Raw genomic sequence first — 19,148 nt, forward strand, 5'->3', positions numbered from 1 at the left:
CTCCCTCCCCCTTCTAAATTTGAACTTCTTGCAAGTGACCTGTTGTATAAAATGGAGGCGTCCAAGCGTCTTGATCATCCTGGAATTGAAGCCAGCCAAAATAGTAAACCCCTATTCCGATTTCCACCCTGGAAGTGATCTCCCACTTTTCTTTAATGTTAAAAATCAATTCTCCAACTCTCCTCCGGCTAATGAAAAGAATCCTCGCTATTTCCACATCTTTTTTTCCTTTAGCGACTAAGACAGCGACATCACGTTCTCTGTTACTTAATTGCTTGATTGCCATATAATTGCATCCCCCATTTAGTTAATTTGTTTCCTACGTTTACTATAAGGAATCCCGAAAGGTGAATAGAATAAGTAAAAAATACTTAAATATCGTAAAGAAAAATTCAAATTATCACCTGACTCTTTAACTAAAATCCCTTTATATGGATAAATATCCTTAAAGCCGAAAATATAGATCAAAAAAAACACCCTGGGAAACATCGTTCAATTTCCAGAGTGTTTTTTCTTATAAAGTTGAATTCAGTTTAACGACAAAACTGCCGGTACTGCCTTTGGATTGGAAAGTCTCAACAGCTGCAGGCCAACGCCAGCCATCCCCGTAAATAAGCTTGGTTGAATAAATCCATTTGGCCCATCTACTTGATAAAATCCTCTTGCTTCTTTCTGCAATACTCGGTTATATCCTATTTTTTTTGCTTCCTCTAACAAAACAGGATCCTGAAAATAGAGGCTGCCCTGTAAAAATAGTTCAGTATCTCCAAAGTTCCCATGACATAAGGAATCCGAGTTCTTATAACCATGCGCTCGAAGATTTTGCATTGCTTGATAAATTTCAGTGTCTAGCAGCTGATTGTCTGTGTAGCTGGAGATCGTCATCCTGCTTAGACCAATCCCCGTTGAACCATGGCACCACTGATGCATGTACCGTTCCTCAACATGACGGTTATCTTTCCAGGCCCCTTTTTCTACATTAAAGAGCGATTGATCGTAGCACAGAGCTTTTTCAGCCATTTTTTGATATTTAAGCTCCTTGGTAAAATCGGCTAGACGAAATAGACTTTGGGCAATTCCACTGGTGCCGTGGGAGAAACCGCCTAAATAAGTACCTGAGTCTCCAGATGGCCAGGCTGTCTTATCTTTGGTTATAGAATGGCTGTTAGCAATTAAATGATTCCCGTACAGCTCTGCTATTTCCAGGTATTCCCGATCACTTGTCCATTCATAGACATTCATTAACAGATGGCAGATCCCGGCAGATCCCCCGAGGAAATCGAACACTTCATCGGCTTGAACGCTCAATCTCAGTTTTTGTTTTATTTCATTGATTTTCCAGTCAAATAGATTGCTATCAAAGTTTTTATGAAAGTGCACAATTGGATACAAAAGAGAAAACGGCCCGGTGAATGAAGAAATCAACCCCCGATTTTCAACCATAGGTGAAACAGCTGATCGTAAAGTTGCTTCAGCAGCCCGCTTATAACGCTCTTCTTTTGTCTCCTGCCACAAGTACTGGAAAAAGAGAGAGATTCCCCCCAGGCCATCATAAAAACCCTGCAGGGCTGGCGCGACAGACCAGTTTCCTTCTCCACCGGGTGTCAAACACAGGAGGGAAGCTTTGTCTTGCGTCTTTGAAAAACGCAGCTTACTAAGAATCTCGTCTCCAATTGATTTGGCTTCATTCAAGAACAACAAATCAACATCTTGCGGAACTGGTTCATCAATCCACTTCTCTTCCTTCCTGCTTGGTTCTTCTTTCTTTGAACCGACAATAGCCGTGTTGATCCACTCAAGCTGTGTTTGTAATTCGTTAAGATCATATTTTTTAATTCGATCCACTACGAGCTCAAATCCGCTTTTAGGAAAAACGTTCTCTATCCTTACTCCTGTACTCGTATAAAGATCCGTGGAATCAACATACGAATTAAAAAATGGAATATCGCCTTCAAATAAATCCAGGATTTCATGGTGAATAATCCGTTTATCTATATAAGGATAAAACCATAAGCGATCAAATAAATTCTCCAAATAAAGCGCATCCCTCATGTAGTCAGGGTGACTTGATTCATTTAGGAAATTAAAGTATTGCTGCGTAGCCCTTGCCACGATACGGATTTTTTCCTGTCGGAAGGATTCAATCGGTCCTTCTGGTCGAAGAAGTTCCTGTTTATGGTCAATAAAAAACCTGAAAATGTTTTCAAAACCGATTAAAATGTCCTCCAAATAATCCTCCGCGTCGATGCCCTCACCATTTAAGGTAGGCAGGTTACTGGCGCCACGGAATTTTTCAGACTGCATCGTAAATTTCATGTCATCCGTCATGCCATTTTCAAGCTTCAGCACTTTAAAAGGCAGCTCCTGCTCTTTTCCATTGAGGGCACTGAGGTCGATCCCTTTCCCTTCTGCATTCTTGAACATCGCGATAGGAAGCAATCCAGTACCAACCACAGAATCCGCTTGCTCATATTTTAAGTCAACTTCCACAGAATTCGGAAAATCAAGCTTTGGACTTTGGTGGAACAGCGTTTCATGATCGATGATAAAAGGCGTGTCCCCTCCTGCTATGATGTTTTCCAGATGAAAATCGGCTCCTTTAATTGAATGCATAAGACCCAGCAGAACGCCAAATCGCTGAAAATAATGCTTCACCTCCTGCTCCGATTTACAGCTGCTGTATGGCACACACTCTTCCCAGCCATGAGTTTGAAAATCTAAAATTTTGTAAGGAGATAGCGTTGGAAATTCAACTCTTTCAGCGATCCATTCCAGTAGACCATGATATTTAAGTGAGATTGACAGCCCTTTAGGTTTGTAAATGATTGTTTTGCCATTTGCATAAACGAATTTGCCGACTGTTTTCCCCTTTTGATGCGTATCACCCAGGCCAAAATCGATCGATTCCAATTCATGATCCTCTAACCCAAACGTTTTAGTTAGTGCATCAAAATCCTTTACATACCTTTTAAGGGCAAGATCCACATTTTCAAGGAAAAATTCACTGCGTAAAATGAGGATTCTGGTTAATGTGGCATACTCCTCATAGAATTTAACCAATTCAGTTGAATTTAGCGCTTTTTCTCTAATAAAGGATTGAAATCTTTCCTCGGCTGTGTTGCCATAAAGTTCATCTTTTAATTTCGAAACATGCATTTCCAAAACGATCGATCTGGAAGCTTGTGTTAACAATTGAGTTCCGATTGCAAATAAGAATGTTTCCTTGATCTTCACATGATTAACTTTCTGTTTGTGCGCAAGATCTTCTAAAATTAACTCAAGCCGATTGGATATATAAGATAGGAATGGACGAATAAATAATCCTAAATCAAGCTGTTCCTTCATTTTTATTTTGTTTTCAGAAAGGAGCAGCCCTTCTGTAAAAAGATCTACATTCATTTTTGACCGCAAGAAGGAGGTTAATTCCTGCAGCTGGACTTCATCCAGCATTTTTTCTTCTAACGGCGTAATCGCTTCAGCAAATTCCTGCTCAGAAAGATCTGCGATGGACAATTTGGATTGAAAAATGGCATCAGAAGTCATTGAGACACGATCTCTCCACTTATTAATTACGCGAGCTGGATCCATTCCCTCTGCCTGTAAAACTTTCCTTCTTTCGTGACTAAATAATGCATGTATGTACGCTTCATGATTCGTTTGGGTCAAAACGTTTTCCATCTCTTTCACTCCTTTTCTAAAAATAAAGTTGAGGATACATACGAAGTGTCATAGACATCCTCAACCTTATTTAAAAAGTAATAGTGGAGGCTGCCCTCCACTATTAAGCAATGTATTAGCAATATTTGATTGAGAAGAGCATACCCGTTGTAAATGCTGCTACACAAGCTGGTGTTGTTTCAGGTGCTACATCGGAAGCGCCTTGTACTTCTGCCAGCTCGTCCAGCGTCAATTCGTTAAACGCTTTACCAGATGGGTGAGGCTTTACTTTTTCAACAGCTTCACGAATTTCAGGGTTTTTCCACGCATCGATAATTTGTTGTTTAGTCATTTTTTCATTCCTCCATTAATTGTTTTGGTTTAGTTTAAATTTTTCAGACTAGCAATTTCTTACTGAAAAAATAATAGTTGCGCCAATAGATGCTGCGATACACAATGGTGTTGTTTCAGGATTTACGTCAGAAGCCCCTTGAATTCCAGCCAGCTCTTCACTTGATAGCTCATTCATTGTTTTACCTGCTGGATTTTCAATTCCTTGATTGCGGACCTCAGGATTTTTCAGTGCATTAATTTTTTCTTCTCTTGACATGTAACTCATCTCCTCTTGTTTGTTTTGTTTTGGTATTTTGTTGCTATCTGTATATTATATTGAATCAGAATTTTCTAACACTACGCAAAATTGCAAAATATTGTATACGTGATATATAATTAATTAGAATTAATAGACTAATTGACTGTATATAGAAAAATAATACCTGCTAAAAGTAGGGTTTTTTATGTAGTACATGCCTTTTTATATGAAATCTATCTTTAGAAAGGCGACACCGAGAATGCAATGAAAAGAGTGGAAAAATGGAAATAGGAGAAAGAATACGTCAGATTAGAATACATAAAGGATTGACGCAAACGGAGTTAATTAAGGGGATTTGTTCCAATACTTATATTAGTAAAATTGAGAGCGGCAAGGCAAAACCTTCGTATTCATTCATCCTGAAAGTTGCCAAAGTGCTGGATGTGGCCCCTGAATTTCTCATCGATATGAATATGAAAGATGCGGAACCTGATGTACATAGAATTTACCAAGACTACATTCAATCTGAGAAAATTAATTCTCAGGATCTCGCCTTGCTAAAACTACATGCCCGGGAAAATCATTCGAATTCTACTTTGATTAAAATCTACTATGTCTTAATTTCGTATTATACAAACCACAGTATCAAAGAAGCTTATCAATTAGTTGAACAGGCAAAGAATGTTATCTCGCTGGATCAAACAACAGCTGAAAATGAACTCTCCTACTATTTTAATGGTCTTTTTAAATATTTTTATCTTCGAAAAAATTATTCAGAAGCATTGTTTTACGCTGAGTTGCATATTCAAACATTACAAAAGGAAGAAGCACCTTTGCGAGAAGCAAAAGCCTACTTTAATCTCGCTAAAGTACGAACAAAAATTGATCATGATTTGGAGCTTGCAAGAATCTATACGAAAAGAGCATTGCATATATTTAAAGAAGAAGATATTAAATCGGGGATTGGAAATGCTATGTCCGAATTAGCTATTCAGTATCATCGCAACGGATTATATGACGAGGCATTAGAGGTTTTAGACGAACTTTCGTTGTTCTCTGAGGAATATAAAAAAGACTATTACGCCCCTATTTTGGAATACAATTATGGAAGAGTCTATCAAAAATTAGAGAAATATGATCAAGCCATTGAGCATTACTCCACTAGTATAAAATATGATATGAACTCGAAGGATGAAGAGCAGACCATTTATGCCATAAAGTGTCTGGCTGAAATAAGTATTGAACGTAAGAATTGGGAAGAAGCAAACGACTATTTAAAACAAGGCTTTACATTAACCTCTTTGTTCAATCTTCCTAATGTCCACATTGAACTTTTACACCTGAGATCCCAAATCTATAAAGCCCGTTTTGATTTTCCTTCTTATGAAAAGGAAATGCAGCAGGCTGTCCAGCTGGCACAGGAAGGAAAATATCCATTACTTCTTAAAGAGATCAGTATCGAGCTGGCCGAACACTATAATGCCATTCGGGCTTACAAAATGGCAGCTAAATACTATCAAATTGCGCTTGTAAAGGTTCATTGATTGATACTTATGCTGATGAAGGGTCCTGTACTTTTTAAGCTAGGACCCTCCCTTTCAACCTAATATTGCGGAAACTCCAATTTCGGATTTTTGTGAATATCCTCCGTCCCTGCCTCCAATGCCGTTTTGTAATACGAACATTTATGTTCAATTATTTCCAATGTCTTTTTCATTTCTTCCATTTGTGCTTCTACGCGCGCTTTTCTTTCGACGAACATCTCATATCTTTGCTGTAAAGTAGCATCTCCTTCTAAACACCAGTCGATAAAGTGTTTAATTTCTTTGATTGGCATTCCCGTTGACTTGATGCATTCAATAATTTTCAACGCGTCAAGGTCAGCCTCTTTAAAACGCCTGGTGCCGCTTGCTGTCCGTTCGACGAAAGGGATTAATCCTTCTTTATCGTAGTAACGTAATGCATATGCGGTTAAATTCAATTCATTTGCAGCTTCACTGATTGAATAGGTTTTCATTGTATAATCTCCTTTTTATTTGGAAATAGACTTTGAGTTAACTCTAAGATTTGAAGAAATTCTATCAGCAGAAAGCGTGTCTGTCAAAATCATACTGTAATTGCCCATCATTTTTGACTTTGAACGGGGTGGTTGATTTCCGCTGAAGGCACTCAGCGACACGCGGGGCTGCGGTGAGCCATCTTCACAGCAAAGCTGTTCAGAGGTCTCACCTTTCCCGCTGCATCCCGCAGGAGTCTCGCACCTTCAGCTCCAATCAACGGTGTAAAACTCAAGATAGCTTTTTAAGACAAAGAGTTCCCCCTTGACCTAGAGTTAACTATAAGGCGTAGGATGGTTAACAAGAGAAAAGGATTTTGTAGATATAGGCATATTCAATGGTTTCAATTTAACTTGCCAAGGGTATTTTCTCTTAAACTATTAACTGGAGGTTTTTTTGATGGTAACTGCAAAAGCAAGAGCTGTAAACGGTTCGAAGGAATCCTTTCAAGCCACTGAAATCACACGTCGTGAACTGGATACCAATGATGTACTGATTGAAATTAAATTTGCTGGAATCTGTCATTCAGATATTCATACCGCACATGGCGATTGGGGTGAAGTAAATTACCCTCTTGTACCTGGTCATGAAATCGCAGGGATTGTCACAGATGTAGGAGAAAAGGTTACAAAATATAAAGTTGGCGACCGGGTAGGCGTCGGATGTATGGTGGATTCCTGCGGCGACTGTAAAAACTGCCGTGAAGGGGAGGAACAATACTGCTTGAAAGGTAATGTCCCTACCTATGCAGGGGTCGATAAATATGGAGAACCGACTCAGGGAGGCTATTCAACACATATCGTTGTGGTCGAAGACTTTGTTCTCAGCATTCCTGAAAACATTGGTCTTGATGAAGCTGCACCGCTGCTTTGCGCGGGCATCACAACCTTCTCTCCTCTAAACCACTGGAATGCCGGTCCTGGTAAAAAGGTAGCCGTTGTCGGGCTTGGCGGACTTGGCCATATGGCGGTTAAAATTGCCCATGCTATGGGTGCTGACGTAACCGTTCTTTCCCAGACACTCAATAAAAAAGAAGATGGTCTGCAGTTTGGCGCAAGCAGCTACTATGCGACAAGCGATCCTGATACCTTTACCGAGCTTGCCGGCACCTTTGATCTGATCATAAATACGGTCAGTGCCAAAATTGATATGAATGCCTACTTATCATTGCTTACGCTGAACGGTACGCTCGTAAATGTTGGAGCACCTGCTGAGCCGCTGGAAATCAATGCGTTCTCACTGATTCCTCACCGACGCTCATTCGCTGGCTCCATGATTGGCGGCATTCGTGAAACTCAGGAGATGCTTAACTTCTGCGCAGAGCATAAGATCGCTCCAAGCATTGAAGTCATCTCAGCTGACGAGATCGACCGGGCTTATGAACGCGTGATGGCTTCAGATGTGAAGTACCGCTTTGTGATTGATATCAGCACGATGTAAATGAGGTGATTAAACGTGGAGATGCAGGAATTTATAGAATTTTGCAGGGAAGGTAATTCGATTTCAGGAGAGGATCGGCATTTACACGATCTGTTAGTACAGTGCAGCTTTGAAGCGCAAAGGATCACCATGAAATTAAATAGCCAGTATCACTCAAAAGAAGAAATCACAAAGCTTTTCAGTGAGCTGACCGGTAAAGAAGTGGATGAGTCGTTTATGTGCTTCCCTCCCTTTCACACAGACTTCGGTAAAAATATTACGATTGGAAAAAATGTATTTTTTAATACAGGCTGTTCTTTCCAGGACCGGGGAGGAATTGTGATTGGGGACGGTACAATGATCGGGATGAATGTAACGATTGCCACATTGAACCACGGACTGCCGCTGGAAACGCGAAACACTACCTTCTCTTCTCCTGTAGTCATCGGCAAAAATGGCTGGATCGGTTCCAACGCAACCATCCTGCCAGGTGTAACAATTGGAAACAACGCTGTCGTTGCGGCAGGCGCAGTTGTTACTAAGGATGTGCCTGACAATACTGTGGTGGCCGGTGTGCCGGCGAAATTCGTTATGAAAATAGATGATTAGAATTGCTGCATTCCTAAAAAAGTCTGCTGTCTCGGTTGAGGCAGCAGACTTTTTTATTTCCTTTTAGTTTCGTTTATCTTTTCATGATTCTTCGCAAAAAAAGTCAAGTTTTCAACAATCCATATGCTTATACTGAAATAGAAAGGCAGGTGGTAAAAAATTGCTTTATACAGAGCAGGAGAGAATTGTTCAACACACAATTAAATTTATCGAAAATCAATTACATCAAAAATTAACAGCCTCGATACTGGCAAAACAAGCTGGCTACTCTAAATTTCATTTCCATCGTATTTTCCAGAAGATCACCGGCACATCAATAGCCGGCTACATTAGAAATCGAAGACTTACACAAGCTGCCCGCGAGTTGATTTCTACTGACCAGCGTGTGATCGATATCGCATTAAAGTATCACTTTGGTTCTCAGGAATCGTTCACAAGAGCTTTTACAAAAATTTATCATATGACGCCATTGCAGTACCGCAAATTGCTGCGAAAGCTGAATGAGAAGGGAGAAATAAATATAATGAAGCAAAATCAAGCACCTGAAGGCTGGATTATGACAGGGGATTCACCACAGAATTATGAAACAGGAATTGACCAGAAGATTGTACATTCCGGCAATCGTGCGGCCTTTTTAAAATCAAAAAACGGCAACGAACCTGGTTTTTCCACGCTTATGCAGCAAATTAAAGCAGATCATTACAAAGGGGAACGCATTCAATTCTCTGCTTTTGTGAAAACCCAAAACGTTCAAACAGCCGGACTATGGGTGCGGGTGGATCATTCCTCAGGTGAAGTGCTTGCCTTTGATAACATGATGAACCGCCCCATATCCGGCACGAACGACTGGAACCATTTCAGTGTTGTATTGGATGTTCCTTCTAAAAGTGATGTCATTGCATTTGGCATTTTATTAAGCGGTGAAGGTCAGCTCTGGATAGATGGCTGTTCATTTAAGATTGTAGATGAGAGCGTCCCGGTGACAGAAACAAAAACGAACGAAATGCTCGCAGAAGAACCGGTCAATTTAAATTTTGAACAGTAAAGAAGCAATTACCCAACCTGCGAAAAGAGTAGAAAATCCCCCAGCCTCTATGGCTGGGGGATCTCTATTATCTTGCTACAAACCAAGCGGCGTATCCTTGCCCTTCCGGCGTTTTACCCGGTCTCTCCAGGCTGGTACGACAATTGCGATAATGGTTAAGGCAAAAAGTGACAGGGTCAGCGGACTGGTGAAGAATATATCCCATGAACCGCCTGAAATCGTTAATGATTGACGAAGCGCGTTCTCCATCATCCCCCCTAAAATGAAAGCAAGGATAAATGGCGCGGCAGGGAAAGCAAATATTCTCATCAGATAGCCTATAATTCCAAAAACAACAAGAAGATAAAGATCAAATGTACTGAAGCTAACCGCATACACCCCGATTAAACTTGAGATAATGACCAATGAAATTAATAATGGACGCGGAACTTTTAAAATTTTAACGAAGTAAGGAATTAACGGCAGATTTAAAATCAGTAAAAAGACATTTCCAAGATACATACTGACAATAATCCCCCAGAAAACGGTCGGGTTCTCAGTCATTAATAGCGGACCCGGCTGAACACCAAGCACAAGGAAAGCGCCCAGCATGACGGCTGTTGTTCCTGACCCGGGAATTCCAAGACTTAATAGCGGTACAAAGGCACCGCTTGTTGCGGCATTATTTGCAGTTTCCGGAGCGGTCAGGCCTTTTATTGAGCCTTTTCCAAACTCCTCAGGATTTTTCGCCATTTTCTTTTCTGAAATATAAGCAACAAAAGAAGAAATAGTGGCTCCTGCACCCGGAAGGACACCCAGGATAAAGCCGATAAAGGACTGCCTTGTCATAGGACCTTTCATTTCTTTAAAATCTTCTTTTGTTAACTTCAGGCTTCCGATATTATGTAAGCCTGATAGCTTCTGTTTTCGGTTTAATATTAGGAAGCAGACCTCTGCAATGGCACAAACTCCTAGAGCAATGACCAGAAAGTCCACTCCGTCCAGTAAATTAACACTTCCAAAGGTAAAACGGCTGGTACCTGTTTGGGCATCAATCCCGATCGTTACGATCATAAATCCTAATACAGCTGAAATTAAGGCCTTAATCGTTGAGCCTTCTGATAAGCTCGCAATGGCTGTTAAACCAAGCAGCATTAAAGCAAAATATTCAGGGGGACCAAAAATAATGGCAACACTTGCAAGTACCGGGGCAAACAGCATTAACAAAATAACGCTGACCGTTCCTCCGACAAATGAAGCAATGGCTGAAATGGCTAACGCTTTTCCTGCCTTGCCCTGCTGAGCCATCGGATATCCGTCAAACGAAGCGGCAACTGTACCTGCAACACCAGGCGCATTTAACAGAATGGAAGATGTAGAGCCCCCGTACATAGAGCCATAGTACACACCTGCCATCATAACAAGGGCGATGGTCGGATCCATGCTGTAGGTGACAGGGATCATAATGGCGATGGCGCTGATCGGACCAAGTCCCGGGATCATACCAATAATGGTTCCGACAAATACACCGATAAAAATGAATAAGATAGCCTCCCAGCTAAACGCCACCTGAAAGCCTTGAGCAATTCCTTCAAACATGCTGATTCACATCCTTTCTTACAAGTTTAAAATGGTAGAATTCCTGCCGGCAGCCGGATGGCTAAGCCGTAATTAAACAAAGCATACGCACCAACTGAGAATATAACAGCGGTCGAAATCGTTGCGATCCAGTTTTGATAGCCAAGAAATCTCGTACAGACAATGATGAATGCTGCGGTCATAATCACAAAGCCCACTACTTCCAAAACGGTGATATAAAGCAGAATTAACACCATTACCCCAAGAAGCATTCCGGCCTCCTTTTTCTTAATGACACGCTTTTTCTTTTGTTCTTCTGTATCGATATCCTTACTGAAGAAAAAACAGATGGAAAGAATGACTAAAGCGAAGCCCAACAGTTTGGGGATGAGATCCGCATCGACAGGAACAAAAGCATATTCCGGCAGGTTATAAGCCATAAAAAGATAAGAAGCGGCTATAACCAATAAGACAAGAGAAAGACCTTTATTAACGGTTAACTTCATATCCACACCCCCTTATTCTGTGATAAACCCTAATTCTTTTAATAGCGCTTCAATCTCTACGGACTGCTCATCCAGAAAGTCCTTGAACTCCTCGCTGTCCATGAATCTTTCATCCCAGCCGTATCGATTCCGAATATCAGCAAAAGCCTCCGACTCTGATGTTTCTTTGATAATATCTTCATAGTAGGTAAGCTGCTCCTCTGTCATATCCGGCGGTCCGAATATCCCGCGCCAGACGATAAATTCCGCGTCTATCCCCTGTTCACGGCCTGTCGGCAGAGTTTCCAGAAATTCATCCCCTTTTAAACGTTCCGGTGCGGTGATGCCCAATACTTTCATTTTTCCCGCGCGTGCCTGCTCGGCAGCATCCAGAACACCAGTCGAGATCACGTCAATACTTCCGTTAAGGACGCCCGTCATCGCTCCACCTTCCTGGTCAGAGACATAACGGATTTTCGTAATATCCACTCCCGCTGCATCCGCAAACATGATAAATTGCATATGATCCATGCTTCCAGGGGAAGAATTACCAACGACTGTTATGTTTTCAGGTGATTCTTTCATTTCCTCAAACAGCTCACCCAGTGTATCCCAGCGGGCATCATCACGGACGGCAAATGCTCCATAGTCAGCAATCAGGTTGGCAATTGGAGTAAAATCGTCATACCCATATGGGGACTGCCCGTTTTGCTTCACAAAATGAATAGGCGGTGAACTGATAAAAAGATTGTGCGGGTCATTGCGCTTATGAATATACGCCCAGCCTACTGCTCCCCCGCCGCCCGGTTTATTGACAACACCAAAACCCTGGTCAGAAAGATTTTCTTCATCAATTGTGCGGGCGAGCATCCGCGCAGTGGTATCCCATCCCCCGCCGGCAGCAGATGGTGCAATGACCTCAATGGACCGGTCAGGCTCCCACTCTCCGGCAGCATTTATAGAACCTGTTTGAACAGGCATCGTACAGCCTGTCAGCAGAAGAAGTCCAATAATCATCAAAACAAATAATTTCCTAGACAATGAAAGCGCCTCCTTTTGGTTTTTATTCATCTTACTTGTCGAATCTTCTTTTGTAACCGTTTTCATTTTAGTGTGCATTAAGATTATTCTGAAAGTTTTGTTCATTTTGTTCACGGCAAAAGGACTTTTATAAAAGGATTTTTCTTGACCAATCAGTCCGAATTAAGTAAAATAGCTTTCAAAGGAGGTAGGAAATTGGGGAGAAATAAGGAATTCGACACTACACTCGTGCTGCATAAGGCAATGGAGGTATTTGGCTATTATGGATACGAGGGAACCTCACTGCAACATTTGCTTGATGGGTTGGGGATTGCAAGACAGAGCCTCTATGATACGTACGGGACTAAGAGAGATTTATTTATCTCCGCACTGAAACATTACGTAACAGCCAAAAGTGACTCCGTCATTTCTTATCTGGAAAACTCAGATTCTGTGAGGCAAGGGATAACCGGTGTATTTCATGAAGGAGCCTTTATTTTGAAGGATGAGAACAGGCGTAAGGAGTGTTTCATAATTTATTCTGCTTTTGACAGAATACCTCACGATACGGAGGTTGCTGAGTTCATTACTAAGGATCTAAAGCGTTTAGAAGAGGTATTTTATGAAACATTAGTAAGGGGTCAGTCCCAAGGGGAAATCAGTCATAGGCAGGAACTGAGGGCTCTTGCCTGCTATTTGAATTATGCCAGGCACTCCATGACACAATTGGCTAAAATAACGAGTGATCCCAAAGTTTTAGATGACTACGTTAAAATTACACTGTCCAGTTTGGACAAATAATGAAGCGTTAACGCTTCATTATTATTTTAATCATTCCGGACCATTCAGTCTATAAAATGAATATAACAGATTGGAGAGGTATAACAAATGCAAAATTTTTATCAACAAGCTAATGAGATTCTTAATACATTTCAAAACAGCCTCCTTAAACAGGATTTTGAACGCTGGCTCGACCTTTTTGAGGAAGAAGCTGTGTTTGAATTTCCTTATGCTCCTGAAGACTTTCCCAAAAGACTCGCAGGAAAGGCGGAAATTCGTGCCCATGTTGAGGGACTCCCTGACCTTCTCAAGATCAATACGTTCTCATCTCTAAATCTTTATACTGATTCAAATAAGTCAACTATTATTGCTGAGTATAACTGTAACGGTACCGCGAGCCAAACTGGGAAGCCGTATCCGCAGACCTATATTTCTGTAATCGAACTTCATGATGGGAAAATCAAGCGTTTTAAAGATTATTGGAATCCGCTGATCGTACTTGAATCGGTTCAATCCTAACTAGAACGAGAAAAGGAGTGAAAGGAATATGGTACAAGAAAACATCACACTAATCACTGGTGCAAGTGGTAAAACAGGGAGAAGGATTACGGATAGACTTATTGAACTTGGTAAACCTGTTCTTGCAGCGACACGGCAGTCGCCATCAAAATTGGACCGTTCTAACGCGATCTATTTTGATTGGTACGATGAATCCACGCATCTCCCTGCACTAAAGAATGTAGACCAACTATATTTAGTTGCACCAGTTGGAGACACAGACCCAGCCAAAGTCATGATTCCATTCATTAAAAAGGCTTTGGCTCAGGGAGTAAAACGATTTGTATTATTAAGCAGTGCCTCAATATCCGAGGAAGAGTCAGTCTTCGGTCCTGTACACCTGACTATAAAAAGGTTAGCACCAGAATGGGCAGTGCTAAGACCCTCATATTTCATGCAGAATTTTACCCAAGCTCCGCATGTCGAAACGATCAACAAGCAAAATTTGATAATAAGTGCGACAGGCCAAGGGAAGATAGGGTTTGTAGATGTAAATGACATTGCCGAAGTAGGAGTGAGAGCTCTAGTCGATGTTAACCCTCATAATACAGAGCATATTATTACGGGTCCTGACATCTTGTCCTATAATGAAGTCAGCCAAATCATTAGCGACGTTACTGGACGGCCAATACAGCATCAATCCATTCCAGATGAGGAATTTATAAGGAGATGGATTAATGCAGGGCTTTCAAAAGATTACGCAAGTTTTATGACTGAACTGGAGCGGAGAATACGCGAAGAAGGTACAGAAGCCCAAGTAACTGAAACCGTTTGGCGGGTGACAGGGAGATCTCCGATTTCCTTTACACAATTTGTGCAAAACCATGCAAATGCATGGAAAAAATAATAGGCTGGGGCAAAACCCATCCTAAAGCAAATAAAATGGTCCTAAGAACTTTTAGTTCGTAGGACCATTTTTTAGATTTGAGATCATCTCCTTTTCACAAATAGTATTTTGTGAAATACCTTATGTAATATGTAACTTTAATAGATAATTCGCACTGTTTTTAAGCGTTATTTTGCACTCGCTTTAATCGCTATTTGGCGTTAGAAATAAAAAAGTCAATCCTTTAAGAACCGACTTTTTTCATTTTGCTTATTGTGTTAAAGCTCACCGTTAGTTCAATATAAGTCCATAAAAAAAGGATAACTAAATTCCGTTCTATATTGTATAATAACCTCAATCGGTTCCTCACTATTCTCTTCTGAACTCAAAACATCTTCACTTTTCAGATATCCTTCGTACCAGATTTGGTTATTACTGTTCTTCTTAAGTTTCTCTGTACCTTCGAAGTATATTTCAAAGTCGTTCTTATTGTAATGTTCAAAAATTTCTTTTTCGCTCAATTCGGTAGATATCCTTTTGTATGCTGCCAATGTTGGACGACCTCCGCTGCCCCAAGGTCCACCTCCGTATAATACTCCATAATCAAAATCTTGTTCAATAACTTTTGTTTTTTCAGGCAGTTTATATTCTAAAAGTCTGTTTGCATATTTCTTAGCGTAAACATACTCCTGACCAAAGAAAATATAAAACAAACCTAATGCGAATATTGCTAGAAAAGTTAAAATAATTATTATCTTAAACCTATGTTTCACAGTCTTAACAAACCTCCCATTCGATAATAAACTAACCTGCCCTTTATTTTAACATTAATTTCCTTTTGGTGGACAAAGAAAAAAGCACTCCTTATTGAAGGAATGCTCCCGATAGTTAAAGAAGAAAATATTACTACATGTTTTATTAATCAGTAGCAAATGATTCTGTGAGTTCATTAACTTCTTTGCTTATTTCTTTATAACGAGTCCAATGAAGATAGTGATGTCCATCTAATGTGATAATTTTACTGGCAGGGGAATCCGTTAACTGAGTCTTATAGAAAGTCACCTTGTTTTTACTATCCCCTGTTCCCTTGTCTTCTTTCGTAGTAAAGAATAAAACGGGCATATTAGAAGGGAATTTCATATTAACTGTTTTGTCTATATTGTTTTTTATTTCATTGGCTTCGGCAACAACATTTTTGTTGTAACCCTTCCAAGCTGAGATGGCCTTGGTCATTTTTAAATTTTCTTCTGAATATGTACCATCATCCGCAATAGGCAATATACCTTCAGCGTCTATCGTTACTGCCATTCTTGCGATTCCAGTTGTTGCTAAATAACTTAAATACTTAGGCATTGCAGGGGCAGTTTCATCAAAATAGTTCAATACCTGTGGCAGAGTAGGATCAATCCCAATAATGGCTTTAACTTCTTCTGGATACTTATCAGCAAAATACATACTGTAAATCCCGGAAATTGAATGAGGCATTAGTATATATGGTCCTTGTATGTTCGCTTTTTTTAACGCCATTCTTATTTCCTCTACAATGTTTTCGACTGTTCGTTCCTTTTTGGTTATAGCGCTCCATCCATATCCAAACGTCTCCACCACGGCCACCTTATTGTTCTTTGATAATTCATTTATCAAAGGATCAAAATCCAGTGATGGTGCTGCAGTCCCAAGACCACTTAATAGAATGATCGTGTTATCGCCTTTACCCTTAGTGTAAACGTGCATATTATTACCATCAACCTCTACTAAGTCGCCTAGTGAAGAGTACTTTTTTTGTTCATATGATGTCATAATGCTACTGAAAATGATCCAAATAACAAATGCAGCTACTATAACTAATAAGATGTTCCTTAAAACTTTCCAAAATCTAAATTTCTTTCTCGTTTTCTTCATTATTTCCTATAGCCTTCTTTCTTTTTAATTCCATCTTACCGTTCGAACTAATTCTTAGTAATGATCTTTAGAAGTATTTAAAGATAGGGCTTGAGGTTTATTAAACTATTCTGCTCCGTTAGTTTAAGTGTATATTTTCACAAAATTAGGCGAAAAATCTTTTAAACTTATTCCTTATAACTATTGGATATTAAATGAAAAGCCAAGACGCTATAAGTTAGTGTCTTGGCTTTATGAAGAATCTCTTCTTTAAAGATAGCTGGGTTTTTAAAATTGGATGCAAATTATCGAACAAAGTGACATTCTACTGACTATCCTTCAGTAAATATTTCCGCTCCGGCCTGCCGACAATTCCATAGACAAGCTCTGCCCGTGCTTCTTTAATCGAAATTAAATATTCCAGATACCTTCTGGAGGTGGTGCGGGAAGCCCCTAGAAGCTGGCCCAGCGCTTCTGCTGTAATGCCTTCCTCCTGATCTTTTAATAATTCCTTTACCTTATCAAGCGTAATTTGATCGATCCCCTTTGGCAGATCCTGCGCTCCGGTTTGTCTTGTGGGCTGCAGCCTGAACAGCTTATCTGCTAGATTCTGGGTCACTTCTGTATTGGAGCCGAGTATTTTCTGATTTCTTTCCGCTTTGTCTACAGCCTCTGCCAGGCGCTCCAGTGCAATCGGTTTAACCAGGTAATCAACGATTCCCGCCTGGTACGCCTTCTTTAAGATCTCCATTTCGGTTGCTGCAGTGATTAAAATAATTTGAAGCCTTGGACAAATTTGCTTTAATTGATTGATCATATTAACACCAAGCTCATCTGGCAGGTACACATCCAGCAGCACAAGATCCGGCTGCCATTTCTCTGCATCCAGCAGCAGTTCCTTTGCATTCGCTGATCTTTTTACGTCCTGGATCACCTGCAAGCTTTTTAAATACTGGCAATGAATATCTGCTACCCGGTAATCATCCTCTGCAATTAATACATTCATGATTCTTCTCCCTTAATTTTCGGTATGTAGATATTAACGACGATTCCGGAGGGCTGGTTGACTGTGATTTCGATCGAGCCGCCCAGCTCCTCGAGGGCAGACTGCACTAATGCAAGCCCGAAGCCCCGGTCCTTCCCTTCCTTCGTCGAAAATCCCTGCTCGTAAATTCGTGCCGCATCCTCTTCCGTAATCCCGCTGCCATTATCAGCTACTTCAATAATGAGGTCGTCTGCCACATCGGTCAGAAAAATATCGACCTCAGGTTCCCGCTGCTTCATCACAGCGTCGAACGCATTATCAATGACATTGCCAATCACCGTCACCAAGGGGGCAGCTGCCTCCTTCGGCCATTCATGTGTAATAACGCTTTCATCATTTATTGTAAACGCAATTTTCTTTTCAGACGCCTTTGATAGTTTCCCAATTAATACAGCCTGAATCGTCGGATCCGCTATCTGGTCAAACAACAGATGCTCATAAGCCCGCTGCTGACCAATCTCTTCATGAATAAAATGCGTTGCTTTATCGATATGCCCGAGCTGCAGCCACCCTGAGATGGCATACAGCTTATTTGTATATTCATGCGTTTGTGCGCGCAGTCCCTGTGAGTACTGCTGGACCTCGGATAATGTATTAATTAATTCCTGAAGTCCTGAGCGGTCCCGGAAGCTTGCCACTTTTCCTGCATAGGTGCCGCCGCCATCAATTGTTTCATATTGAACAAGAAGATGCTTTTTATTAAAAAATGTTTCATAGGAGCCCGCAGCCTTTTCAGATGAAAGAACATGGGCAATTTCCGACTCAGGCAGCAGTTCCTTTATTGGCTTTCCTATTTCATTCATCTTTACACCTAAAATCTCCTTTGCCGATTGATTGACAAGCGTCACATTTCCATACTGGTCGGTCGCAATGAGCCCTTCATTAATGGATTCTAAAATGGCCCCGCGCTCCTTGTACATCCGCGCAATCTGATAGGGCTCCAGCCCAAATGTATCCTTTCGAATACTCTTCGCAAGCATGAAGCTGCCAGCCACACCAATAATAAAAATCAGAATCAGCCAAATTGAAACTCCTATTAGCCCCTGATGAAAATAAGAATTAACAAACGTAATCATAAACCCTACCGAAACGACGCCGACGATGTCCCCGTTATCATCAAAAACAGGCGTCTTTCCGCGAACGGAGGTGCCAAGCGAGCCTTTTGCTAAGGAAACATAGCTTTTTCCATAAAGCAGTGCATCGTCATTGTCCCCTCCCACCATTGCCTGTCCTATTTTTTCCGGCTGAGGGTGGGTATACCGTATTCCTTCTGTATCCCCTATCACAATAAATTCAGCACCGGACCGCTCCCTTATCCGCTCGATAAAGGGATGCAGATCTGAAGCGCTTTCATTGGACGCAAGTATGCGCTTGACTTCAGGTATTTCAGCTACAGCCATGGCGGTCGTTAACGCCTGCTCTCCCACCAGATCCCGTGCCTGCTTTTGTTCAAAATAGAGATAGACTATTGTCACCATGCACATAATCATCGTCACCAATATACAAGCCAGAAACATAAATTTCCGTTCCAACGGCCAACGAGTTTTCATCCTGACTCCCCCTACTTCCTACAGTATAACGACTTACACGTAAAGTTGGTAGGTGAATAGAAAACAA

19 protein-coding genes are annotated in these 19,148 nt (G+C 40.9%); 7 read left to right on the forward strand and 12 right to left on the reverse strand.

The window, feature by feature from the left end:
• Positions 1-13: 13 nt before the first annotated feature.
• The 4 genes from E2R51_RS12265 to E2R51_RS12280 all read right to left on the reverse strand — a co-directional run bounded on the left by E2R51_RS12265 (position 14) and on the right by E2R51_RS12280 (position 4,267).
• Positions 14-286, reverse strand: coding sequence for a response regulator transcription factor (locus E2R51_RS12265; RefSeq protein WP_133377364.1), 273 nt, complete (start codon positions 284-286; stop codon positions 14-16).
• A gap of 242 nt (positions 287-528) precedes the next feature.
• Complete coding sequence (locus tag E2R51_RS12270; RefSeq protein ID WP_133377365.1) at positions 529-3,678, reverse strand: type 2 lanthipeptide synthetase LanM family protein; 3,150 nt, start codon at positions 3,676-3,678, stop codon at positions 529-531.
• A 115-nt stretch (positions 3,679-3,793) separates the two neighbouring features.
• Complete coding sequence (locus E2R51_RS12275) at positions 3,794-4,009, reverse strand: mersacidin family lantibiotic (protein ID WP_133377366.1); 216 nt, start codon at positions 4,007-4,009, stop codon at positions 3,794-3,796.
• Between the two features lie 48 nt (positions 4,010-4,057).
• Complete coding sequence (locus E2R51_RS12280; RefSeq protein WP_240733066.1) at positions 4,058-4,267, reverse strand: mersacidin family lantibiotic; 210 nt, start codon at positions 4,265-4,267, stop codon at positions 4,058-4,060.
• A gap of 263 nt (positions 4,268-4,530) precedes the next feature.
• On the opposite strand from E2R51_RS12280, the gene E2R51_RS12285 reads away from it, so the two are divergent.
• Complete coding sequence (locus E2R51_RS12285; protein ID WP_133377368.1) at positions 4,531-5,793, forward strand: helix-turn-helix domain-containing protein; 1,263 nt, start codon at positions 4,531-4,533, stop codon at positions 5,791-5,793.
• A gap of 59 nt (positions 5,794-5,852) precedes the next feature.
• Here the strand turns inward: E2R51_RS12285 and E2R51_RS12290 are convergent, their stop codons facing one another.
• Positions 5,853-6,266: a MerR family transcriptional regulator gene (locus E2R51_RS12290; RefSeq protein WP_133377369.1), complete on the reverse strand. Its 414-nt coding sequence runs from the start codon at positions 6,264-6,266 to the stop codon at positions 5,853-5,855.
• A gap of 439 nt (positions 6,267-6,705) precedes the next feature.
• Here E2R51_RS12290 and E2R51_RS12295 point away from each other — a divergent pair, with 439 nt between their 5' ends.
• The 3 genes from E2R51_RS12295 to E2R51_RS12305 all read left to right on the forward strand — a co-directional run bounded on the left by E2R51_RS12295 (position 6,706) and on the right by E2R51_RS12305 (position 9,379).
• Positions 6,706-7,746: an NAD(P)-dependent alcohol dehydrogenase gene (locus E2R51_RS12295; RefSeq protein WP_133377370.1), complete on the forward strand. Its 1,041-nt coding sequence runs from the start codon at positions 6,706-6,708 to the stop codon at positions 7,744-7,746.
• A 21-nt stretch (positions 7,747-7,767) separates the two neighbouring features.
• Positions 7,768-8,334, forward strand: coding sequence for a DapH/DapD/GlmU-related protein (locus E2R51_RS12300; RefSeq protein ID WP_240733075.1), 567 nt, complete (start codon positions 7,768-7,770; stop codon positions 8,332-8,334).
• A 160-nt stretch (positions 8,335-8,494) separates the two neighbouring features.
• Positions 8,495-9,379 (forward strand): helix-turn-helix transcriptional regulator, encoded by an 885-nt coding sequence (locus tag E2R51_RS12305; RefSeq protein ID WP_133377372.1) that lies wholly within the window; start codon positions 8,495-8,497, stop codon positions 9,377-9,379.
• A gap of 75 nt (positions 9,380-9,454) precedes the next feature.
• On the opposite strand, the gene E2R51_RS12310 is transcribed toward E2R51_RS12305, so the two are convergent.
• The 3 genes from E2R51_RS12310 to E2R51_RS12320 are packed head-to-tail and all read right to left on the reverse strand — an operon-like array spanning position 9,455 to position 12,438.
• Complete coding sequence (locus E2R51_RS12310) at positions 9,455-10,957, reverse strand: tripartite tricarboxylate transporter permease (protein WP_133377373.1); 1,503 nt, start codon at positions 10,955-10,957, stop codon at positions 9,455-9,457.
• A 26-nt stretch (positions 10,958-10,983) separates the two neighbouring features.
• Complete coding sequence (locus E2R51_RS12315; protein ID WP_133377374.1) at positions 10,984-11,442, reverse strand: tripartite tricarboxylate transporter TctB family protein; 459 nt, start codon at positions 11,440-11,442, stop codon at positions 10,984-10,986.
• A 12-nt stretch (positions 11,443-11,454) separates the two neighbouring features.
• Complete coding sequence (locus E2R51_RS12320; RefSeq protein ID WP_133377472.1) at positions 11,455-12,438, reverse strand: tripartite tricarboxylate transporter substrate binding protein; 984 nt, start codon at positions 12,436-12,438, stop codon at positions 11,455-11,457.
• Positions 12,439-12,657: 219 nt separating this feature from the next.
• On the opposite strand from E2R51_RS12320, the gene E2R51_RS12325 reads away from it, so the two are divergent.
• The 3 genes from E2R51_RS12325 to E2R51_RS12335 all read left to right on the forward strand — a co-directional run bounded on the left by E2R51_RS12325 (position 12,658) and on the right by E2R51_RS12335 (position 14,626).
• Positions 12,658-13,242, forward strand: a complete 585-nt coding sequence (locus tag E2R51_RS12325) for a TetR/AcrR family transcriptional regulator (RefSeq protein WP_133377375.1) — start codon at positions 12,658-12,660, stop codon at positions 13,240-13,242.
• Positions 13,243-13,329: 87 nt separating this feature from the next.
• Positions 13,330-13,740, forward strand: a complete 411-nt coding sequence (locus E2R51_RS12330) for a nuclear transport factor 2 family protein (protein ID WP_133377376.1) — start codon at positions 13,330-13,332, stop codon at positions 13,738-13,740.
• 28 nt (positions 13,741-13,768) lie between these two features.
• Positions 13,769-14,626, forward strand: coding sequence for an NmrA family NAD(P)-binding protein (locus tag E2R51_RS12335; protein ID WP_133377377.1), 858 nt, complete (start codon positions 13,769-13,771; stop codon positions 14,624-14,626).
• A 275-nt stretch (positions 14,627-14,901) separates the two neighbouring features.
• Here the strand turns inward: E2R51_RS12335 and E2R51_RS12340 are convergent, their stop codons facing one another.
• From E2R51_RS12340 to E2R51_RS12355, 4 genes are all read right to left on the reverse strand, one after another.
• Positions 14,902-15,378, reverse strand: a complete 477-nt coding sequence (locus E2R51_RS12340) for a hypothetical protein (protein ID WP_133377378.1) — start codon at positions 15,376-15,378, stop codon at positions 14,902-14,904.
• Positions 15,379-15,523: 145 nt separating this feature from the next.
• The gene (locus E2R51_RS12345) at positions 15,524-16,507 is read right to left on the reverse strand and encodes an alpha/beta fold hydrolase (RefSeq protein WP_240733067.1); all 984 of its coding nucleotides are present in this window, start codon (positions 16,505-16,507) and stop codon (positions 15,524-15,526) included.
• A gap of 304 nt (positions 16,508-16,811) precedes the next feature.
• Positions 16,812-17,492, reverse strand: a complete 681-nt coding sequence (locus tag E2R51_RS12350) for a response regulator (protein WP_133377379.1) — start codon at positions 17,490-17,492, stop codon at positions 16,812-16,814.
• Positions 17,489-19,081, reverse strand: coding sequence for an ATP-binding protein (locus E2R51_RS12355; RefSeq protein WP_133377380.1), 1,593 nt, complete (start codon positions 19,079-19,081; stop codon positions 17,489-17,491). The genes E2R51_RS12350 and E2R51_RS12355 overlap by 4 nt, the downstream gene beginning before the upstream one ends.
• Positions 19,082-19,148 lie beyond the last annotated feature (67 nt).

This window comes from Jeotgalibacillus sp. S-D1 (genome assembly GCF_004358665.1).
Taxonomy (GTDB): Bacteria; Bacillota; Bacilli; order Bacillales; family Jeotgalibacillaceae; genus Jeotgalibacillus.